Consider the following 21,930-nt stretch of genomic DNA (forward strand, 5'->3'; position numbering starts at 1 on the left):
AACACGACCATCTTCGGGATGCCAACCTGGCGGCCCAGCAGGATGTGCTCGCGGGTCTGCGGCATCGGGCCGTCAGCGGCGTTCACAACCAGGATCGCACCGTCCATCTGAGCGGCACCGGTGATCATGTTCTTCACATAGTCGGCGTGGCCGGGGCAGTCGACATGCGCATAGTGGCGGTTGTCGGTCTCGTATTCCACGTGGGCGGTCGAGATGGTGATGCCGCGCGCTTTCTCTTCCGGCGCACCGTCAATCTGGTCATACGCCTTGAAGTCGCCGAAATACTTGGTGATTGCTGCGGTCAGCGTCGTCTTGCCGTGGTCAACGTGGCCAATCGTGCCGATGTTGACGTGCGGTTTTGTACGCTCAAACTTTTCCTTTGCCATGATGGCCTCCTTTTTCGGAAATGAAGGGAGCCCGGGCAGCAGGCTCCCTCTATTTTTCGGTTATGCGTATTTTGCCTGGATCTCTTCCGCGATGTTCTGCGGAACCGGATCATAGTGGTCGAACTGCATGGTGAACTGGGCGCGGCCCGACGACATCGAACGCAGAGTGTTGATGTAGCCGAACATGTTGGCCAGCGGCACGAATGCGTCGATCGCAATCGCGTTGCCGCGCGGCTCTTGTCCAGACACCTGGCCCCGACGCGAAGTCAGGTCGCCGATGATACCGCCGGTGTACTCTTCCGGGGTGATCACTTCGACCTTCATGATCGGCTCCAGCAGTTTCGCGCCGGCCTTTTTCAAACCTTCGCGCATGCACATCCGCGACGCGATTTCGAACGCCAGAACGCTCGAGTCGACGTCGTGGAATTTACCGTCCAGCAGGGCAACCTTGAAGTCGATCACGGGGAAGCCGGCCAGCGGGCCGCTGTCCATGACGGACTGGATGCCTTTTTCGACACCGGGGATGTATTCCTTCGGAACGGCACCACCAACGATGCGGCTTTCGAACGAATAACCTTCGCCCGGCTCGGTCGGAGTGATCTCGAGCTTGACCTCAGCGAACTGACCCGAACCACCCGACTGTTTCTTGTGGGTGTAGGTGTGTTCGATCGGCATCGAGATGGTCTCACGATAGGCCACTTGCGGCGCACCGATGTTGGCTTCGACCTTGAACTCGCGCTTCAGACGGTCAACCAGGATGTCCAGGTGAAGTTCGCCCATGCCCTTCATGATGGTCTGACCCGATTCCAGGTCGGTTTCCACGCGGAAGGACGGGTCTTCGGCGGCCAGACGGGCAAGACCCTGAGACATCTTTTCCTGGTCGCCCTTGGTTTTGGGCTCGACCGCGATCTCGATCACCGGATCGGGGAAGGTCATGGTTTCCAGAACCACGGGATCCTTCGGATCGCACAGGGTGTCACCGGTGGTGGTGTCTTTCAGACCCGCCAGAGCGATGATGTCGCCTGCGAACGCTTCTTCGATCTCTTCCCGGTTGTTCGAGTGCATCATCATCATACGACCGATGCGCTCTTTCTTGCCTTTGGTCGAGTTCAGGATCGAGTCGCCCTTGTTCAGAACGCCCGAGTAGATCCGGGTGAAGGTCAGCGAGCCAACGAAGGGGTCGTTCATGATTTTGAACGCCAGGCCCGAGAAGGCCATGTCATCGTCAGCGCGACGCGCGATGTTACGGACTTCTTCCTCGTCACCGGGTTTGAAGCCCATGTAGTCGACAACGTCCAGCGGGCTGGGCAGATAGTCGATCACGGCGTTGAGCAGCGGCTGAACACCTTTGTTCTTGAACGCCGAACCACCCAGAACCGGCACGAAGTGCAGCGCCAGGGTACCCTTGCGCAGCAGTTTGCGCAGGGTCGGAATGTCGGGCTCGTTGCCTTCCAGGTATTCCATCATCGCGTCGTCGTCTTCTTCGACGGCCGCTTCGATCATCTTGCCGCGCCATTCTTCAGCCATGTCCTTCAGGCTGTCGCGGATCGGAGCCTTGACCCAGCTTGCGCCCAGGTCTTCGCCCTGCCACAGCCATTCTTCCATGGTGACCAGGTCGATCAGGCCTTCAAGTTCGTTCTCTGCACCGATCGGGATACCGACGGGAACGGCGCGCGCGCCGGTGCGGTCTTCGATCATGCGAACGCAGTTGAAGAAGTCGGCGCCGATCTTGTCCATCTTGTTGACGAAGACCATGCGCGGAACCTTATAGCGGTCAGCCTGACGCCACACGGTTTCGGTCTGGGGCTCAACACCTGCGTTTGCGTCCAGAACGCAGACGGCACCGTCGAGAACCGCCAGCGAACGCTCGACTTCGATGGTGAAGTCAACGTGGCCGGGGGTGTCGATGATGTTCAGGCGGTGCTTGGGGGTATCGGCGGTCTGACCGTCCTCGGTGCGCTCCCAGAAGGTGGTGGTCGCAGCCGAAGTGATGGTGATGCCGCGTTCCTGCTCCTGCTCCATCCAGTCCATGGTGGCTGCACCATCGTGCACCTCACCGATGTTGTGGGATTTGCCGGTGTAATACAGGATACGCTCCGAGCAGGTGGTCTTGCCTGCATCGATGTGCGCCATGATACCGAAGTTACGGTATAGTTCGAGCGGATATTCGCGTGCCATTTGGATAAGCCTCTGGGATTACCAACGATAGTGGCTGAAGGCTTTGTTCGCCTCGGCCATCTTGTGGGTGTCTTCGCGCTTCTTAACGGCAGTACCGCGGGACTGTACGGCGTCCAGCAGTTCGCCGGCGAGGCGTTCTTCCATGGTGTTTTCGTTGCGGCCGCGCGCGGCGGTGATCAGCCAGCGGATGGCCAGAGCTTCGCGGCGCTCGGGGCGCACTTCGACCGGAACCTGGTAGGTTGCACCACCAACCCGGCGCGAGCGAACCTCGACCGACGGCTTGATGTTGTCGAGTGCTTCGTGGAACACCTCGACAGGAGCGCGCTTGATCTTGCTCTCAACGCGGTCGAAGGCGTTGTAGACGATACGCTCTGCGACCGACTTCTTGCCGTCGATCATCAGGTTGTTCATGAATTTGGTCAGGACCTTGTCGCCAAATTTGGCGTCAGGCAGGACTTCGCGTTTTTCGGCGGCGTGACGACGTGACATATCAGCCTCTCCTTCTTACTTGGGACGCTTCGCGCCGTATTTCGAACGACGTTGCTTACGGTCTTTGACGCCCTGGGTATCCAGAACACCACGCAGGATGTGGTAGCGGACACCCGGAAGGTCTTTCACACGGCCGCCACGGATCAGAACAACCGAGTGTTCTTGCAGGTTGTGGCTTTCACCCGGGATGTACGAAATGACTTCGTAACCGTTGGTCAGGCGCACCTTGGCAACCTTACGCATAGCCGAGTTCGGCTTCTTCGGCGTGGTGGTGTACACGCGGGTGCAGACGCCGCGCTTCTGCGGGCACTGCTCCAGGTGCATGGACTTCGAGCGTTTTACTTTGGGCTGCCGCGGTTTGCGGATCAGCTGTTGAATAGTTGGCATTCCGGTTTCTTCCCCGTTTTGCAACACACATGACATGCACGCGCGTTGCGTGCGGCTAACTTCGCTGCGCCAATGCGTCCACAAGCGCAAAACCCGCGAGCGCTCCCATTCCGAGGTGAACGTCGCGGTTGGTTATCAGAGGGCGCGAACTGCAAAATTGTCCGGGCCTTGACCAGTTCAATACTGAAATCGGTTTTGGGGCGGCCCCCGGTACCGAGATGACGGGCGTATAGGGGGAGTCGGCCCGACTGTCAACAGCCCCGGCAGATGGCCGCCCGCCTCGCAGCCGTGCGTCGCGGCGGAAGCGACATCGGTTGCGGTGTCACATCCCTCGGGGCATAGTCCGCACTGGTGTTTTCCTACCGGAAGTGAAGATGCAAGTCATTGGTCTGTGCCGTTTCTCCTACCCGGCCATCGGCGGGTTCCAGACCATGCACGAGTCGGTCGAAGCGCGCCGGCGCCACTTGTACGACCCCCGACGTCTGGACGAGCGGTTCCGCCTGTTCGAGACCTGCGCCCTGCCCGCCCTGCGCGCCCAAACCGATCCGCGGTTTCAGTTTGTGATCGTGACCGGGACCTGCCTGCCTCGGGTCGCCCGTGATCGTCTGAACGACCTGACTTCGGGCATGAAACAAGTGCAAATCGTCTCGCGGGAACCCGGCCGGCACCGCTCTGTCATGAAGGACGTCCTGAACCGGGCACGCTTGAACCCTGACCTGCCATGCCTGCAATTCCGTCATGATGACGACGATGCGGTTGCGGTGGATTTCGTCGAATTGCTCCGCCGCGCGGTTCAGGACGCCGAAGGGCTGGTACGGCGCAACAAGATGGTTGCCATCGATTTCAATCACGGCTTCCTTGCCCGGTTCGACGCCAGCGGAATCCAGGCCACGCCGGTTCACCGGTCGCTGCTGGGTGTTGGTTTTGGGATGTATGTGCACGGCGGGTGTGAGCTGACGATCATGAACTTTGCCCACCAAAAGATCGGCAACTTCATGCCAGTCATCAGCCAGAACGAACCACCGATGTGGGTGCGCAGTCTCAACGGGTTCAACGATTCACCCAACACCCGCACAAGCAAGGCCAAGCTGGAACCTCTGACCCCCGCTCTGGCAAAGCAGTTCGAAACCCGGTTTGCAATTGATCAGACGGTGGTCCGACGCGCCTATTCGGACGCCTGAAGTGCCCGCTCGCGAAAGAGGGTGAACAGGCCCGCGCTGACCACCAGTGCGGCGCCCAGCATGGTGATCCGGTCGGGCCAATCTCCGAATACTGCCCATCCCAGACCCAAGGCCCAGATCAGGCTCGAGTATCGGAACGGTGCGACAAAGCTAACCTCGCCAACGCGCATCACCATTACGCTGAAGAGATACCCGAGCAGGACGAAAACAGCCGCCGAGGCAATCAGCATCCCCGACCCGGCCGTCATCGGAACCCAACCCTGAAAAGCCGAGGCAATTGCCGCTCCGGTGGTAATCGTCAATGAGGTTGCCAAAGTGACGACCATCGACGGCACCTCTGGCGACATTCGGCGGGTGATCAAATCCCGAGCCGTCACGCAGATGACGGCAATCAGGGCATACATGGCATAGATGCTGAATCCGTCCGGACCCGGTCGCACGATCAGCAGCATGCCTGCAAATCCCAATGCTATGGCCATGATCCGCCGCCACCCGATCTGTTCCGAAAAGAACAGGGCCGCACCCAGGGTTACGGTCAGCGGCAGGGCCTGCAGAACCGCGGTCACATTGGCCAGTGGCATGTGCATCAACGCCGTGAGGAAGAGGAACGTCGCCGACAATTCCGCCACGCAGCGAAAAGCCACCAACCAGCGGTCGTGCCGCCCAAACCGCAGATGCAATGCCCCCAGATGCCGCGCCAACGCAAAAACCAGGATCGTCGCCAACAACCCGCGCAGAGCCACCAGCTGGAACAGTGGCACCTCCTGACCGGCCGCCTTGACCAGTGTATCGTTCACAGTGAATGCGGCCATGCTGCCCATCATCAGCAGGGCGCCTTTGACGTTCGGTGTCATTGCCATGGCCCGGTTTCAATCTGGTCCCGGCATTGGCATCTTACCTGAGCAGATTGTCAACTTGTGATCCGGCCAATTCGATTTTGTTTGGTCCGATCGCAGACCCGAGGTTCAACGGATCGTAGCTGTACCTGTTCACTTTTTTGGGGCGGGTCCCTGTGTTTCCGCCTACAGGTAGTTCAGCTTCTGGGTGACCCAGAACAGTATCTCTGCAAGTGGCGAAATCGGCCCGGCCTTGTCAGTCATCACAAGCGCGGTGCCCGACGCGCCGAATTGAAGTGTTTCCAGAGGTACATCGCCAGGAAGTTCGATGAGGACCGGAAAGCTAGTGATCCCGACAAGTTCGCGCATTGAAGGTAAACCGGACCGGAGATCCAGTGCGCCCTCAGACAGGGCCGGCGGAAACCCTGAAATAGTTCCCGTGATCTCGGATCCCGGCTGGGTTCGCAGCGCCACGCGGATTTCATCGCCAAGGCCGACATTGGATCGGCTGGATTGGGGCAGCGAGGCCACCAACGCGTGGTTCGTAGGATCTATGAAGGTCAATGCACCCTGGAAGGTTGTCGCGCGATTGCCCGGGCGCAGCGTGACCGCACTGACGATCCCGTCGCCCGGCGCAAAGACCTCCGTCTGCTTGAGGTTCCATTCGGCCTGCGCAAGCGCCTGTTCGGCCTCCACGACCGCCACATCCTCACCGTCGATCTGAGCCGCGATCCGGCGCTCCAGCCCCGCTTTTCGGGCTTCTGCTGCACGAATGCTTGCGGTGAGCTGTTCGATCGTTGCAACCGCTTCCTGCAGTTTGAAGGTGGTGGATGCGCCACGCTCTTCCAGTTGAACGATGTCATCCCGCCGCTGCTGCCCAAAAACAAGTTGCGCGGTCAATGAAGCGATATCTGCTTCGGCAGCCGCCAGATCCGTGGTCAATTGGTCCGCTGCAGACCGGGCGGCTTCCAGAGATGCCTCCAGCCGCGCTACCTCGAGCACGTAGAATTCGGGATCGATTCTGAACAAAAGATCGCCTTCGTTGACCTTCTGGTTCGGCTCAACCGCAACTTCGACGACCGTTCCGGAGACATTGGGCACAATGCTTGTCTGAACGCCCAGAACCGACACAGGCCCCGTAGGCGCCGTGTGGTTCAGAGCGCCTATGACAACCAACGCGACGACGGCGGCCCCACCGTATGACACGGTCTTCCAGAAGCCATTCCAAGGCAGCAGGCTGAACTTGGAAAAGACCAGCCAAATCACGCCAAAATACAATCCGAGGACTATGAGCATCCGTGCAAGACCCGTGTTGAATTCCAAACAGCGGTTACGGGAGCAACTCCATTACCACATTCCGATTTTTGAGTATCCAGCAGTTCCGTTTGAAATCACAGTGTTTGGATGGACCCCTGACCGCTTCCGGTACCGGCCAAAACAAAAAAGGCCCCGCGGAACCGCAGGGCCTTTCTGAGTTTCTCGTCGCCGATATTATTCGCGGCTTTCCGGAGTTTCCACCAGCGAGTCCAGCTCGTCGCCGACCATGTCATCATCCATCATCGGAGCGGCCAGCGCGGCTGCGGCCTCGGCCTCTTCGCGACGTGCCTCGATGACGACATTGTCACGCTGCTGCGCGATCTGGCGAACACGCTGCGTTGCACCACCGGTACCGGCCGGGATCAGACGGCCGACGATGACGTTCTCTTTCAGGCCAACCAGCTTGTCCTTCTTGCCCTGAACCGAAGCTTCGGTCAGCACACGGGTGGTTTCCTGGAACGACGCCGCCGAGATGAACGAACGCGTTTGCAGCGAAGCCTTGGTGATCCCCAGCAGGATCGGCTCGCCCTGGGCCGGACGACCACCGCGGGCGATGGTCTTCTCGTTGGCAGCATCGAACTCCTGCTTGTCGACATGCTCGCCCTTCAGCAGAGTGGTGTCACCCGAGTCCAGGATCTCCCACTTCTGCAGCATCTGGCGTACGATGACTTCGATGTGCTTGTCGTTGATCTTCACGCCCTGCAGACGATAGACGTCCTGCACCTCGTCGATCATGTAATCCGCCAGCGCTTCGACACCCATGATGGACAGGATGTCGTGCGGAGCCGGGTTACCGTCCATGATGTAGTCACCCTTCTGCACGAAGTCGCCTTCCTGCACCGGGATGTGCTTGCCCTTGGGCACCATGTACTCGATCGTCTCCAGCGACTCGTCGACCGGCTCGATGCTGATGCGGCGCTTGTTCTTGTAATCGCGGCCAAAGCGCACGTAACCATCGGCTTCCGCGATGATTGCGTGATCTTTCGGACGACGCGCTTCGAACAGTTCGGCCACACGCGGCAGACCACCGGTGATGTCCTTGGTCTTGGCGCCTTCACGCGGAATACGCGCAACAACGTCACCGGCTTCGATCTTCTGACCGTCTTCGACCGACAGGATCGCGTCCACAGACATCGGATAGTGAACCGGGTTGCCCGCATCGTTGCGGACCGGCTCGCCATTGTCATCCACAAGAATGATCTCGGGCTTCAGATCGCTGCCTTTGGGGGCGGCGCGCCAGTCGATCACGATCTTCTGGGTCATGCCGGTTGCATCGTCGGTCTCGTCGCGGACAGCAATGCCCGAAACCAGGTCGACGTATTTTGCGGTACCGGCTTTCTCGGCGATGATCGGCAGGGTGTAGGGGTCCCACTCGAACAGCTTGTCGCCGCGCTTGACCTTGGTGCCTTCCTTGACGAACAGCTTCGAGCCGTAGCCCAGCTTGAAGCTGGCGCGCTCTTCGCCGTGTTCGTCGTTGATCACCAGCTTCATGTTCCGGCCCATGACCAGGCTTTCGCCGGCGGCATTGACCAGGATCTGCGGGTTCTCAAAGGCAACGACACCGTCCTGGTTCGCTTCCTGGAACGACTGCTGACCACCTTGCGCAACACCACCGATGTGGAAGGTCCGCATCGTCAGCTGCGTACCCGGTTCACCGATCGACTGCGCGGCGATGATGCCGACAGCCTCACCGGTGTTCACCATGGTCCCGCGTGCAAGGTCACGACCGTAGCAGGTTGCACAGACGCCTTCCTCGGACTCACAGGTCAGAGGCGAGCGGATGCGCATCGAGGCAACACCGGCCTCGTCGATCGTATCGGCCATGCGTTCGTCGATCAGCTGTCCTGCGGCGACGATGACCTCGTCGGTCCCCGGACGCAGAACGTCATCCGCGGCCACACGGCCCAGAACGCGTTCTGCCAGCGACGCGACGACTTCACCGTCATTGACCGCAGCCTCGGCCGTGATCGCACGGTCGGTTCCACAATCAACCTCGCGCACGATGCAATCCTGCGCCACGTCAACAAGACGACGGGTCAGGTAGCCCGAGTTCGCCGTCTTCAGAGCGGTATCCGACAGACCCTTACGGGCACCGTGGGTCGAGTTGAAGTATTCAAGAACGGTCAGACCTTCCTTGAAGTTCGAGATGATCGGCGTCTCGATGATGTCGCCGTTCGGCTTGGCCATCAGGCCGCGCATACCGCCCAGCTGCTTCATCTGGGTTACCGAGCCACGCGCACCGGAGTGCGCCATCATGTAGACCGAGTTCGGCTCTTTGTCGGCGCCGTTCTCGTCCTTCTGGATTGCCGAGATGGTGCGCATCATGGCTTCGGTTACGCGGTCGTTACACTTCGACCAGGCATCGACAACCTTGTTGTACTTTTCGCCCTGAGTGATCAGGCCGTCCATGTACTGCTGTTCGAAGTCTTTCACCTGTTCGCGGGTTTCGTCCACGATTCCCCACTTGTCCTCGGGGATCACCATGTCGTCCTTGCCGAACGAGATACCGGCCTTGAACGCTTCCTTGAAGCCCATCGACATGATCTGGTCGCAGAAGATCACCGACTCTTTCTGACCGCAGTAGCGGTAGACGGTGTCGATCACCTGCTGCACTTCTTTCTTCCGCAGCAGACGGTTGACCAGTTCAAACGGTGCCTTGTTGTTCTTGGGCAGCAAAGCCCCCAAGCGAACACGGCCCGGCGTGGTTTCAAAACGCTTCTGAACCTCGTTGCCTTCTTCGTCGATCTGAGTGATCCGCGCGGTGATTTTCGAGTGCAGGTGCACCTCGCCCGCGTCCAGCGCGTGCTGGACTTCGTCGATCGAACCAAAGACCTTGCCTTCACCCGGCATGCCTTCGCGTTCCAGGGTCACGTAGTAGAGACCCAGGATCATATCCTGCGACGGAACGATGATCGGCGCGCCGTTTGCAGGCGACAGAACGTTGTTCGTCGACATCATCAGAACACGCGCTTCCAGCTGCGCCTCAAGGCTCAGCGGAACGTGCACGGCCATCTGGTCCCCGTCGAAGTCGGCGTTGAAGGCCGAACAGACCAGCGGGTGCAGCTGGATGGCTTTACCTTCGATCAGAACCGGCTCGAACGCCTGGATGCCAAGACGGTGCAGCGTCGGCGCACGGTTCAGCATGACTGGGTGTTCGCGGATCACCTCGTCGAGGATATCCCACACTTCGGGACGCTCTTTCTCGACCAGTTTCTTCGCCTGTTTCACGGTCGAAGACAGACCCTTGGCTTCAAGGCGCGAGTAAATGAACGGCTTGAACAGTTCCAGCGCCATTTTCTTGGGCAGACCACACTGGTGCAGCTTGAGTTCCGGACCGGTCACGATGACCGAACGGCCCGAGAAGTCGACGCGCTTACCCAGAAGGTTCTGACGGAAGCGGCCCTGCTTGCCTTTCAGCATGTCCGACAGCGATTTCAGCGGACGCTTGTTGGCGCCGGTGATCACGCGGCCACGACGGCCGTTGTCGAACAGAGCGTCCACGGATTCCTGCAGCATCCGCTTTTCGTTGCGGACGATGATGTCAGGCGCGCGCAGTTCGATCAGACGCTTCAGACGGTTGTTCCGGTTGATGACACGACGATACAGATCGTTCAGATCCGACGTTGCAAAACGGCCACCATCCAGCGGAACCAGCGGGCGCAGTTCCGGCGGAATGACCGGGATCACGGTCATCACCATCCACTCGGGCCGGTTGCCCGACTCGAGGAAGGATTCAACAACCTTCAGACGCTTGATGATCTTCTTTGGCTTCAGTTCGCCGGTCGCTTCGGCCAGATCAGCACGCAGCTGCTCGGCTTCGGCTTCCAGATCGATCTGGGCCAGCATCTCACGGATGGCTTCAGCACCGATGTTCGCGGTGAACGCGTCCATGCCATAAGCATCCTGCGCGTCCATGTACTCTTCTTCGGTCAGCATCTGGCCGTAGGTCAAGTCTGTCAGACCGGGCTCGATGACGACATAGTTTTCAAAGTACAGAACGCGTTCCAGATCGCGCAGCGTCATGTCCAGCATCAGACCGATGCGGGACGGCAGCGATTTCAGGAACCAGATGTGAGCGACGGGCGCGGCCAGTTCGATGTGGCCCATACGCTCGCGGCGGACTTTCTGCAGGGTGACTTCCACACCGCATTTCTCGCAGACAACGCCGCGATACTTCATCCGCTTATATTTGCCGCACAGACATTCGTAATCTTTGATCGGGCCAAAGATACGCGCGCAGAACAGACCGTCACGCTCGGGCTTGAACGTCCGGTAGTTGATGGTTTCGGGTTTCTTGATCTCGCCATAGGACCAAGACAGGATCCGCTCGGGCGACGCCAGCGAGACCTTGATCTCGTCGAAAACCTTCGGGGGCGTCAGCGGGTTGAACGGGTTGTTGGTGATTTCCTGGTTCATTTGTTACCTCAAATCTTGCGGAAGGGGGGACGGGAGAAAGGGCAGCGCCCTTACTCCTCAACCTCCGCATCCAGGAGTTCCATATTCAGGCCGAGGCCACGGACTTCTTTAACCAGAACGTTGAACGATTCCGGTACGCCCGCCTCGAAGTTATCCTCGCCCTTGACGATCGACTCATAGACCTTGGTCCGGCCGGCGACGTCATCCGATTTCACGGTGAGCATCTCCTGCAGGGTGTAGGCGGCGCCGTAAGCTTCCAGCGCCCAGACCTCCATCTCACCAAAGCGCTGACCACCGAACTGCGCCTTACCACCCAGCGGCTGCTGGGTCACCAGGCTGTACGGCCCGGTCGAACGCGCGTGGATCTTGTCGTCCACCAGGTGGTGCAGTTTCAGCAGGTACTTAATACCCACGGTCACCGGACGCGCGAACTGCTCGCCGGTACGACCGTCGAACAGGATCGACTGACCGCTTTCCGAGAAACCTGCGCGGATCAGTGCATCGTTGACGTCGGCCTCTTTGGCGCCGTCAAAGACCGGGGTTGCGATTGGAACACCGCGGGTCACGTTGCTGGCCGCTTCGATCAGCTGATCCTCGTCCATGCCGCTGATGCCCTCTTCGTAGACATCCTCGCCATAGGCGTGTTTCATCGCGTCACGGACCGGCGTCAGGTCGCCCGAGCGGCGGTATTCCTGCAGCGCCTCGTCGATCTTCAGACCCAGACCGCGCGCGGCCCAACCCATGTGGGTCTCAAGGATCTGACCGACGTTCATACGCGACGGCACGCCCAGCGGGTTCAGACAGAAGTCGACCGGAGTACCATCTGCCAGGAACGGCATGTCCTCCATCGGCACGACCTTCGAGATCACACCCTTGTTCCCGTGACGGCCGGCCATCTTGTCGCCCGGCTGCAGCTTGCGCTTCACGGCGATGAAGACCTTGACCATCTTCATCACGCCCGGTGGCAGGTCATCGCCACGGCGGACCTTCTCGACCTTGTCCTCGAAACGGGCATCCAAAGCGCGCTTCTGCACCTCGTACTGCTCGTTCAGAGCCTCGACGATCTGAGCGTCCTTCTCGTCTTCCAGCGCCAGCTGCCACCACTGACCGCGGGTCAGCGATTCGAGCAGCTCTTCGGTGATCTCCGAGCCCGCCTTGACGCCTTTCGGCCCCTTGACGGCGGTTTTACCCAGGATCATCGACTTGAGACGCGCATAGATGTTGCGGTCAAGGATCGCCAGCTCGTCGTCCCGGTCACGGGCCAGACGTTCGACTTCCTCACGCTCGATCTGCAGCGCACGCTCGTCTTTCTCGACGCCGTGACGGTTGAAGACGCGGACTTCGACGACCGTACCGTAATCGCCCGGCTTCACGCGCAGCGAAGTGTCGCGCACGTCAGATGCTTTTTCACCAAAGATGGCGCGCAGCAGCTTTTCTTCCGGGGTCATCGGGCTTTCGCCCTTCGGAGTGATCTTGCCGACCAGAATATCGCCCGGCTCGACATCCGCACCGATGTAAACGATGCCCGCCTCGTCGAGGTTGCGCAGCGCTTCTTCACCGACGTTCGGAATGTCGCGGGTGATCTCTTCCGGACCCAGCTTTGTATCACGGGCGGCGACTTCGAATTCCTCGATATGCACCGAGGTGAATACGTCGTCACGCGCGATACGTTCCGAGATCAGGATCGAGTCTTCGTAGTTGTAACCGTTCCACGGCATGAACGCGACGACCACGTTCTTGCCCAGAGCCAGTTCACCCATATCGGTCGACGGACCATCGGCAATGACCTCGCCCTTCTGGACGGTGTCACCCACCTTGATCAGCGGACGCTGGTTGATGCAGGTGTTCTGGTTCGACCGCTGGAATTTGCGCAGACGGTAGATGTCCACACCAGCGTCGCCCAGTTCCAGATCTTCAGTGGCGCGGATAACGATACGCTGGGCATCGACCTGGTCGATGATACCGGCACGTTTCGCCTGGATCGCAGCACCAGAGTCAATCGCAACCTTTTCCTCGATCCCGGTACCGACCAGCGGTGCCTCGGCCCGCAGCAGCGGAACCGCCTGACGTTGCATGTTCGAGCCCATCAGAGCGCGGTTGGCGTCGTCATTTTCAAGGAACGGGATCAGCGAGGCCGCAACCGAGACCAGCTGCTTCGGCGACACGTCGATCAGGTCAACATTCTCGCGCGGGGCAAGCGTGTAGTCACCGGCCTGACGGGTCGAGACCAGATCGTTGATGAACTTGCCATCCGTATCCAGCGTCGCGTTGGCCTGCGCCACGGTGTGACGCATTTCCTCGGTCGCGGACATATAGTGGACCTCGTCGGTCACCTGCCCGTCTTTCACGACGCGATAGGGGGTTTCGATGAAACCGTACTTGTTCACGCGAGCAAAGGTGGCCAGCGAGTTGATCAGACCGATGTTCGGACCTTCCGGCGTTTCAATCGGGCACATCCGGCCATAGTGGGTCGGGTGCACGTCGCGCACCTCAAAGCCCGCACGCTCGCGCGTCAGACCACCCGGGCCAAGCGCCGACAGGCGGCGTTTGTGGGTGACTTCCGACAGCGGGTTGGTCTGGTCCATGAACTGCGACAGCTGCGAGCTGCCGAAGAATTCACGCACCGCGGCCGCCGCCGGTTTCGCGTTGATCAGGTCCTGCGGCATGACGGTGTCGATCTCGACCGACGACATGCGCTCTTTGATGGCGCGTTCCATGCGCAGCAGGCCGACGCGGTACTGGTTTTCCATCAGTTCGCCGACCGAGCGCACACGACGGTTGCCCAGGTGGTCGATATCGTCGATGTCACCTTTGCCATCACGCAGTTCGACCAGCGCTTTGATGCAGGCCACGATGTCTTCGCGTCGCAAGGTGCGCAGCGTGTCCGGCGCATCCAGAGCCAGGCGCATGTTCATCTTTACACGACCAACAGCAGACAAGTCATAGCGTTCGCTGTCGAAGAACAGTGTGTCAAACAGGGCCGACGCAGCCTCGACGGTGGGCGGCTCGCCCGGGCGCATGACGCGGTAGATGTCCATCAGCGCGCTTTCGCGGCCCATGTTCTTGTCCTGCGCCATGGTGTTGCGGATGTACGGACCGACGTTGATGTTGTCGATGTCCAGAACCGGAATATCGGTGATGCCGGCATCGATCAGCTCCTTCACGGTGCCGCCGATCAGCTCGCCATCCTTGTCATATTCCAGCGTCAGCTCATCACCGGCTTCGACATAGATCGCACCGGTTTCTTCGTTGATGATGTCCTTGGCGACGAACTTGCCCACGATGTGGTCGAACGGCACCAGAAGGTCGGTGACCTTGCCCTCGTCGATCAGTTGCTTGACCGCGCGCGGGGTGACTTTCTTGCCGGCTTCGGCAATCACTTCACCGCTTTTTGCGTCGATCAGGTCATAGGTGGGACGGGTGCCGCGCACACGTTCGGGGAAGAACGGGGTGACCCAGCCCTTCTTCTTGTTCAGCTTGTAGGACACGGTGTCGTAATACGCGTCCATGATCGCTTCCTGGTCCAGGCCCAAGGCATAGAGTAGCGTGGTCACCGGCAGTTTGCGGCGACGGTCGATCCGGGCATAGACGATGTCCTTGGCGTCGAACTCGAAGTCCAACCAGCTGCCGCGGTACGGGATAATGCGGCAGGCAAACAGCAGCTTGCCCGAGGAGTGGGTCTTGCCCTTGTCGTGGTCGAAGAACACGCCGGGCGACCGGTGCATCTGGGACACGATCACACGCTCGGTGCCGTTCACGATGAAGGTGCCGTTCGGCGTCATCAGGGGCATGTCGCCCATGAACACGTCCTGTTCCTTGATGTCCTTGACCGATTTGGCCCCGGTGTCTTCGTCGACATCGAACACGATCAGGCGCAGGGTGACCTTCAGCGGCGCGCTGTAGGTCATGTCGCGCTGCATGCACTCTTCAACGTCGTATTTCGGCTTTTCCAGCTCGTATTTCACGAATTCCAGTACGGAAGTTTCGTTGAAATCCTTGATCGGAAAGACCGATTGGAACACGCCGTTGATACCTTCGCCGTCGGTCGGCTGGTCGGCATCGCCAGAGCGCAGGAATAGATCATAGGAGGATTTCTGGACCTCGATGAGGTTCGGCATTTCCAGGACTTCGCGGATTTTGCCGTAGTACTTCCGAAGACGTTTCTGGCCAAGGAACGATTGAGCCATGTCAGATGTCACCTTTCGATGTTCTCAGCGGGCAAAAACACCGTCGGGCCCCGGCGCCTTGCACATACGAGACGACACGTCCGGATCAATTCGTGGCCACCGTCCCGAATGGTAGCCTCCCGATCCGCGAACCGCGTCTTAGAAAACGCCCCAGCACATGAGGCCCTTTCTAAGACAGGTTCGGCTGGACCCGGATTTCTCCGGGCCCAGCCAAATTCCACGGCGCATCCGCGATGCACCGAAAGACAGGCTTAGGCCAGCTCGACCTCGGCGCCAGCTGCTTCCAGCTTGCCCTTGATCTCTTCGGCTTCTGCCTTGTCCACGCCTTCTTTGATCTTGCCGCCGGCTTCGACCAGTTCCTTGGCTTCTTTCAGGCCCAGGCCGGTGATGCCGCGAACTTCTTTGATGACGTTGATTTTCGAAGCGCCGGCGTTCTTCAGAACGACGTCGAATTCGGTTTTCTCTTCCTCAGCTGCACCGCCGGCATCGCCAGCTGCGCCTGCGACCATGACGGCGCCGCCAGCTGCGGGCTCGATGCCGTACTCGTCCTTGAGGATGGTTTTCAGTTCTTGTGCTTCCAGCAGGGTCAGACCAACGATCTCTTCTGCCAGTTTCTTCAGATCAGCCATTGTATCAGCTCTTTCCGTTTACAGTGTGTGTTCCAACGTCAGGGCATGTGCCCCACGCAGATCATTCAGTGCCAACCGCTTACGCAGCTTCCGCCTTCTCTTCGATGGTGGAAAGGATGCTTGCGATGTTGCTTGCAGGTGCGCCAATTGCACCGGCGATGTTCGAAGCAGGCGCGCCGATGCAGCCCACGATCGAAGCAATAAGCTCTTCACGCGACGGCATTTTCGACACGGCTGTGACACCAGCCCGGTCCAGAGCGTTCTCGCCCATTGCACCGCCAAGGATCTCGAACTTCTGGTTCTCCTTGGCGAAGTCCTCGGCCACCTTGGCTGCTGCCACGGGGTCCTCGGAATAGGTCAGAACAGTCATACCCGTCAGCAGGTCAGCAATGCTCGCACATGGCTTACCGTCGAGGGCGATTTTGGCGAGCCTGTTCTTGGCAACACGCACGGAGCCGCCCGCGTCACGAGCACGTGCGCGAAGGTCCTGCATCTCGGCAACTGTCAGACCGGCGTAGTGAGCAACCACTACGACGCCAGAGCTTTCGAAGATTTGGCCGAGTTCCTCGACCACTTTCTCTTTCTGGGCTCTATCCACAGTTCTCTCCAAGTTAGGGGCGATGTTTCACCCCGGCTCATATTTGCCGAGGGCTGCGCCCCGGCGTTCAGGTCCGTTGTTACGGGATTGGCCAAAATGCGCCCGAGGGTCTGGACCCTCGAAATTCTTTGGTCTTACCCGTCTCAGGCAGGCAATTAAGGGGCCGGAAGGACCCACCCACCGTCTTGGACGAAACGAAATAAAGCGCACGACGAATCGCACGCTTTACTCCGCAGCCCTCTTTAGGGCAGATGGCCGGGGTTTCCAAGGGGTAAATTGGCCCGCACCCCAAGCCGGTAGACAATGACCGCAAACCCGAACAGGATCAACGGATGATCAAGTTGAAATCCATTTCCAAGCCGCAATTCCTGTTTCGTCAGATTTCTCGCCAATTGTGGGTTCGCACCAGCCTGATCGCCGCTCTCGCCGTGGTCAGCGCAGGGATTGGCACCTACCTCGGCGGCTTCGTCCCCGACTTTCTCACACAACGGCTGAGCACCGAGGCCGTGGCAAAGATCCTCGGCATTCTGGCGTCGTCCATGCTGGCGGTCACGACCTTTTCGCTGTCGATCATGGTCGCAGCACAGCGATGGGCCTCAAACCAGTCCTCCCCGCGCGCGCAGCAGGTGATCGAAGAAGACAGTGTCTCGCAAAACGTGCTGGCCACGTTTCTCGGCGCATTCATCTTCGCGCTCGTATCGCTGATCCTTGTCGAAACCGGGGTCTACACCCAGCAGTCCATCGCCGTCGCGCTCGCGTTCACCTTGGTGGTGATCTTTTTGGTGACACTGGCGCTCTTGCTCTGGATCGACCAATTGCCCAGCTATGGCAGCATCTCCGAAACGGCACGCAAGATAGAAAAGAACGCCAGGGACACCATGGCCCGAGCCATGGAACTGCCGAGCCTCGGAGCCATTCCGTATCAAGCCGCCGCGGATGTTCCGCAAACCGGTCACGACGTGCGGGCCAGTTCGACAGGGAATGTGCGCCACGTGGATGTCGGTATGCTGAATTCCTGCGCCGAAGAGAATGACTGCGAGATCTGGATCATGGCGCTGCCGGGACAGTTCGTGACCGAAGGCCAACCCCTGGCCAGAGCGGCCCGGAAAATGGATGGTGAAACCATCCGGGAAGCCTTCGTGATCGGGACCGAGCGCAGCTTCGATCAAGACCCCCGCTTTGGCATTCAAACCTTGTCCGAAATCGCGCAGCGCGCGCTCTCGCCGGGTATCAACGACCCAATGACGGCAATTCAGATGGTCGAGAGGTTGCTGCGGGTTCTTCTGCCACTTGGCTCGCGGCCCACCCAGCCCGCCGACCCGCAGTTCCAGAGAATCCATGCCCCGGAGATCGCGATCGACACGTTTCTGCGTGACGCTTATGCGGCCATTTCCCGGGATGCCGGTGACAAAGTCGAAGTCCACGAGGCCATTCTCAGCGCGCTGACCCGACTGACGCAGACTCAAGACGGAGCAATGAAAACCGCGGCCCGGGCGGCTGCGAACCAGGCATTAACCGTTGCCGAGCGCGACCTCAGGCTGGAGGCCGACAAGGCACGCGTACGCGAAATACCCAATCAGGTCACAGTCGAACCTGCTATCTGAGAGCAAACTAAAACCCCGGGCAGCATGACCGCCCGGGGTTCGACTTTTCGAAAGAACGTGTCGGCTTATTCGCCCGCAGCTTGCGCCACATCCACGGTCACGCCGGGGCCCATGGTCGAGCTCAGCGCGATTTTCTTCATATAGGTGCCCTTGGCGCCCGACGGCTTCGCCTTGGCAACGGCCGAGATGAAGGCACGGACGTTTTCTGCCAGCTTGGCTTCGTCGAACGACGCCTTGCCAACGCCTGCGTGCACGACACCACCTTTTTCCGCCTTGAACTGAACTTCACCACCCTTGGCTGCTTCCACGGCCGCTTTCACGTCCATGGTCACGGTGCCAACCTTGGGGTTCGGCATCAGGTTGCGGGGGCCCAGAACCTTACCCAGACGGCCGACGATCGGCATCATGTCCGGGGTTGCGATGCAACGGTCAAAGTCGATGTTGCCGGCCTGGATGCTTTCCATCAGGTCCTCGGCGCCGACGATGTCCGCACCGGCTTCTTTCGCCTCGTCAGCCTTGGGGCCGCGCGCGAAGACAGCAACGCGCATGTCCTTGCCGGTGCCGTTCGGCAGACCGACGACGCCGCGCACCATCTGGTCTGCGTGACGGGTGTCGACGCCCAGGTTCATGGCGATTTCGATGGTTTCGTCAAACTTCGACGTTGCGTTGGCCTTGACCAGTGCAACTGCCTCTTCGACCGACAGGTTTTCCTTGCCGGCGACGGCTTCGCGCGCTGCGCGGGTACGTTTACCGAGTTTTGCCATCTTACTTCACCTCGATGCCCATGGAACGGGCCGAGCCCAGGATGATCTTCATTGCGCCTTCGACGTCGTTGGCGTTCAGATCCTTCATTTTGGCTTCGGCGATCTCGCGCACCTGCTTGGTGGTTACGGTTGCCACGGTCTCACGGCCGGGGTTCTCCGCGCCACGAGGGCGGTTACGCTTGCCGACCGGCTTCAGACCGGCCGCCTTCTTCAGGTAGTAAGACGCGGGAGGCGTCTTGATGTCCATGGTGAAGGACTTGTCCTGATAGTAGGTGATCACGGTCGGGCACGGAGCGCCGGGCTCCATGTCTGCGGTCTTGGCGTTGAACGCCTTGCAGAATTCCATGATGTTGATGCCGCGCTGACCCAGCGCCGGACCAACTGGCGGCGACGGGTTCGCCTGACCTGCAGGAACCTGCAGCTTCATCGTACCAGCAAGCTTCTTGGCCATTTGGTTTTCCTTTCAACGTGAATGGGACGCGTCCCATCCGGTTTTATGTTGCGTGGTCCGATCCGGAATCGCGATCCCTGCGATCTCCCACGAGAGAATCTCGCCCGAAGACGATAGGGGCGGCGTTTACAGGGGAACGAATGGGTTGGCAAGAGCATGCCACTGAAAACAGGATGGCTGGCGAAGCCTCCTTCCCAACGGCGTCCGTCGGCATGCAGGCCCCGCCCCCGCTATGGACCGGCAGACGACTCCGGCTGCACGGCGCGCTGGTAGAGATGCCAAGTGGTATGCCCAAGGATCGGCAACGTAAAGACAAGCCCAAGGAACGCCGGCACCAACGACAACAGCATAGTGACCGAGATGATGGCCGCCCAGCCTAGCATGACCACAGGGCTTTCGGCGACAACGCGGAGCGATGTAAGCATGGCCGTTACGAAATCGGTGTCGCGATCCAGCAGCAAGGGCATGGCAACAACAGTCACCGAAAACAGTACGGCGGACAGAAACGCACCGACGCAGGTGCCAACAGCCAGGAAAGCCCAGCCTTGGGGGGTAAAGAACACGGTGTTCAGGAACCCATCGAAATCCGAAAACGAGGCATTCTGCAGGATGATCGCCAACCAAAGCCGAACCTGGTAGATCCATACCCAGAAAACGAACAGCGTAACGAAGGCCATCCAGCCCATTTCCCGCTTACGCTGATTGGCCATGACCGTCAGTATTTCCGACCAGCCAAAATCCTCTCCGGCCTGAAGTCGACGCGACATCTCATAGAGGCCTGCAGCAGCGAAGGGGGCGACCAGCGGAAATCCCACGACGGCGGGAATGATCATCCAAATCTTGCCAAGCCAGACCAGGCTCCAGACCAGCAGAAATCCGAAGACGGCATAGAACAGTCCGAAAAAGCCGCTCATGATGGGACGCGCCAGGAAGTCGGAAAACCCGGCCTTCAGCGAGTCGGTGATGTCGGCGGCGGTGACCGTGTTGACCACAGGCATCGTCCGCTGAGGCGGGGTCGGCCTGTCGGGTGGCGCGGGGCCTGCAGCCTTGGATGTCATGACAGAGTCCTCCCAAAGCATCACTGCGCGCAAATCCTCTGGCCCATGAGCCCGGCTGCGCAACGGTCATGCCTGTACCAAGTATAAGTGTGCATCAGGCAAGGAGTTAGGGCAAGCGGCCAAGGCTGTGGCGAAACCTTACCGGCAACCACATGAAACAGTTGCGCCGCCTGTTACGGCGGCGCGTTCGATTCCTGCAAAGTCAGTTCCTGAAAGAAAAATCAGCTCTGCTTGGTGACCTGCGTAAAGTCCAGTTCGACCGGAGTTTCGCGCCCGAAGATCGAGACGGTAACTTTCAGCTTCTGGTTCTCGTCGTCCACGCCCTCGACCATACCGTCGAAATCCTCGAACGGGCCGTCGTTGACTTTGACCTTCTCGCCAACTTCGAAGCTGATCATCAGCTTGGGTGCTTCCTCACCTTCCTGAACACGGTTGAGGATCTGGTTCACCTCGGCGTCGCGCATCGGCATCGGGCGGCCCTGCGGACCCAGGAAACCGGTGACCCGGTTGATCGAGTTGATCAGGTGATAGCCCTGATCCGACATTTCCATGTGCACCAGAACGTAGCCGGGCATGAAACGGCGTTCAGTCGTGACCTTTTTGCCCCGGCGCACCTCGATCACCTCTTCGGTGGGAACCAGAACCTCGTCGATCTCGTCCTCAAGGCCGTGCTCGGCCACCGACGTGCGGATCTGCTCTGCGATCTTCTTTTCGAAATTCGAAAGAACGCTGACCGAGTACCACCGTTTCGCCATGAACCTGTCGTCCTTGTTTGCCTTTGGCGCGCCGCGTCGGGCGGACGCACCTGAATTGAAATTTTGTCGCGGCCCGGCCGCGGGTTCCGGAATAAAAAGCGGCGCGCAGTCCGAATCGCCGCACGCCCATCCCGAAAGGTCCCGCGTCAACTACTCTGACATTGCCTGCTGTGCAAGGGGGCAGTGCCGGTCCAGCACCCGAAACGGGCGCGTCTCGGCGCGATCCGACGGGACCCGGCAGTCGGCCTTAGCTGAACATACCCAGGATCAGTTGCAGACCGCCGCGAATGCCCAGATCCACCAGAGCAAAGAACACGGCTGTCAGTGCCGCCATGATGAACACCATGACCGTGGTCAGCAGGACCTCGCGCCGCGTCGGCCAGACGACCTTTGCAACTTCGGCACGGACTTGCTGAATGAACTGGATCGGGTTTGTGGTGGCCATTAGGCTTGGTCTCTCTGCTAGCGGATGGGCCGGACATAGCCGGGCATTGCGGCAATTTCAAGGGCCGTCGGCATCACGATTGCACCCGGTCAGGACTTGGGGCGATCATCCCACTCGTTGCTCAGAATCCGTCGGGCATCGCCTTCGGGGTCGTCATATTGGTTGCTGCGGACCGTATAGATGAACGCCACCAGCCCAACACCGCCCAACAGCAGCGAAATCGGTATCAGATAGGCCAGAACTTCCATT

General features: G+C 59.7%; 18 protein-coding genes. 2 read left to right on the top strand and 16 right to left on the bottom strand.

The window, feature by feature from the left end:
• The 4 genes from AC2FNL_RS16240 to rpsL all read right to left on the bottom strand — a co-directional run.
• A partial coding sequence (locus AC2FNL_RS16240; protein ID WP_480860308.1) for a GTP-binding protein occupies positions 1-386 on the bottom strand: 386 nt, incomplete at its 3' end.
• Positions 387-446: 60 nt separating this feature from the next.
• A complete protein-coding gene (gene fusA / locus AC2FNL_RS16245; protein ID WP_093964349.1) occupies positions 447-2,564 on the bottom strand; it encodes an elongation factor G in 2,118 nt (705 codons plus the stop codon).
• 18 nt (positions 2,565-2,582) lie between these two features.
• Positions 2,583-3,053, bottom strand: a complete 471-nt coding sequence (gene rpsG / locus AC2FNL_RS16250) for a 30S ribosomal protein S7 (protein WP_093964348.1) — start codon at positions 3,051-3,053, stop codon at positions 2,583-2,585.
• Between the two features lie 15 nt (positions 3,054-3,068).
• A complete protein-coding gene (gene rpsL, locus AC2FNL_RS16255; protein WP_005980675.1) occupies positions 3,069-3,440 on the bottom strand; it encodes a 30S ribosomal protein S12 in 372 nt (123 codons plus the stop codon).
• A 374-nt stretch (positions 3,441-3,814) separates the two neighbouring features.
• On the opposite strand from rpsL, the gene AC2FNL_RS16260 reads away from it, so the two are divergent.
• Positions 3,815-4,621 (top strand): putative rhamnosyl transferase, encoded by an 807-nt coding sequence (locus AC2FNL_RS16260; RefSeq protein ID WP_496834319.1) that lies wholly within the window; start codon positions 3,815-3,817, stop codon positions 4,619-4,621.
• Here AC2FNL_RS16260 and AC2FNL_RS16265 read toward each other — a convergent pair.
• From AC2FNL_RS16265 to rplJ, 6 genes are all read right to left on the bottom strand, one after another.
• Complete coding sequence (locus AC2FNL_RS16265; RefSeq protein ID WP_496834685.1) at positions 4,606-5,475, bottom strand: DMT family transporter; 870 nt, start codon at positions 5,473-5,475, stop codon at positions 4,606-4,608. The genes AC2FNL_RS16260 and AC2FNL_RS16265 overlap by 16 nt on opposite strands.
• 168 nt (positions 5,476-5,643) lie before the next feature.
• The gene (locus tag AC2FNL_RS16270; RefSeq protein WP_170365024.1) at positions 5,644-6,753 is read right to left on the bottom strand and encodes an HlyD family secretion protein; all 1,110 of its coding nucleotides are present in this window, start codon (positions 6,751-6,753) and stop codon (positions 5,644-5,646) included.
• A 195-nt stretch (positions 6,754-6,948) separates the two neighbouring features.
• Positions 6,949-11,190 carry a DNA-directed RNA polymerase subunit beta' gene (gene rpoC / locus AC2FNL_RS16275; protein WP_496834320.1) on the bottom strand — a complete coding sequence of 1,414 codons (4,242 nt, stop codon included), beginning with the start codon at positions 11,188-11,190 and terminating at the stop codon, positions 6,949-6,951.
• 50 nt (positions 11,191-11,240) lie between these two features.
• Complete coding sequence (rpoB, locus tag AC2FNL_RS16280; protein ID WP_093964344.1) at positions 11,241-15,377, bottom strand: DNA-directed RNA polymerase subunit beta; 4,137 nt, start codon at positions 15,375-15,377, stop codon at positions 11,241-11,243.
• Positions 15,378-15,628: 251 nt separating this feature from the next.
• Positions 15,629-16,006 carry a 50S ribosomal protein L7/L12 gene (gene rplL, locus AC2FNL_RS16285; RefSeq protein WP_093964343.1) on the bottom strand — a complete coding sequence of 126 codons (378 nt, stop codon included), beginning with the start codon at positions 16,004-16,006 and terminating at the stop codon, positions 15,629-15,631.
• A gap of 79 nt (positions 16,007-16,085) precedes the next feature.
• Positions 16,086-16,604 (bottom strand): 50S ribosomal protein L10, encoded by a 519-nt coding sequence (gene rplJ / locus AC2FNL_RS16290; RefSeq protein WP_093964423.1) that lies wholly within the window; start codon positions 16,602-16,604, stop codon positions 16,086-16,088.
• 332 nt (positions 16,605-16,936) lie between these two features.
• Here rplJ and AC2FNL_RS16295 point away from each other — a divergent pair, with 332 nt between their 5' ends.
• Entirely contained in the window at positions 16,937-18,208 is a 1,272-nt protein-coding gene (locus tag AC2FNL_RS16295) for a DUF2254 domain-containing protein (RefSeq protein ID WP_496834322.1), read from the top strand.
• A gap of 65 nt (positions 18,209-18,273) precedes the next feature.
• Here the strand turns inward: AC2FNL_RS16295 and rplA are convergent, their stop codons facing one another.
• The 6 genes from rplA to ccoS all read right to left on the bottom strand — a co-directional run bounded on the left by rplA (position 18,274) and on the right by ccoS (position 21,929).
• Positions 18,274-18,972 (bottom strand): 50S ribosomal protein L1, encoded by a 699-nt coding sequence (gene rplA, locus AC2FNL_RS16300; protein ID WP_170369229.1) that lies wholly within the window; start codon positions 18,970-18,972, stop codon positions 18,274-18,276.
• A 1-nt stretch (position 18,973) separates the two neighbouring features.
• Positions 18,974-19,423 (bottom strand): 50S ribosomal protein L11, encoded by a 450-nt coding sequence (gene rplK, locus AC2FNL_RS16305; RefSeq protein WP_093964340.1) that lies wholly within the window; start codon positions 19,421-19,423, stop codon positions 18,974-18,976.
• Between the two features lie 230 nt (positions 19,424-19,653).
• Positions 19,654-20,481: a DUF2189 domain-containing protein gene (locus AC2FNL_RS16310; RefSeq protein WP_170369228.1), complete on the bottom strand. Its 828-nt coding sequence runs from the start codon at positions 20,479-20,481 to the stop codon at positions 19,654-19,656.
• A 221-nt stretch (positions 20,482-20,702) separates the two neighbouring features.
• On the bottom strand, positions 20,703-21,236 hold the full coding sequence (gene nusG / locus AC2FNL_RS16315; RefSeq protein ID WP_093964422.1) for a transcription termination/antitermination protein NusG: 534 nt from the start codon (positions 21,234-21,236) through the stop codon (positions 20,703-20,705).
• Between the two features lie 247 nt (positions 21,237-21,483).
• Positions 21,484-21,681: a preprotein translocase subunit SecE gene (gene secE, locus AC2FNL_RS16320; protein ID WP_093964338.1), complete on the bottom strand. Its 198-nt coding sequence runs from the start codon at positions 21,679-21,681 to the stop codon at positions 21,484-21,486.
• An 89-nt stretch (positions 21,682-21,770) separates the two neighbouring features.
• Positions 21,771-21,929 carry a cbb3-type cytochrome oxidase assembly protein CcoS gene (ccoS, locus tag AC2FNL_RS16325; RefSeq protein ID WP_093964337.1) on the bottom strand — a complete coding sequence of 53 codons (159 nt, stop codon included), beginning with the start codon at positions 21,927-21,929 and terminating at the stop codon, positions 21,771-21,773.
• Between the last annotated feature and the right edge of the window lies 1 nt (position 21,930).

Source organism: Ruegeria sp. CRTD044 (assembly GCF_059613485.1).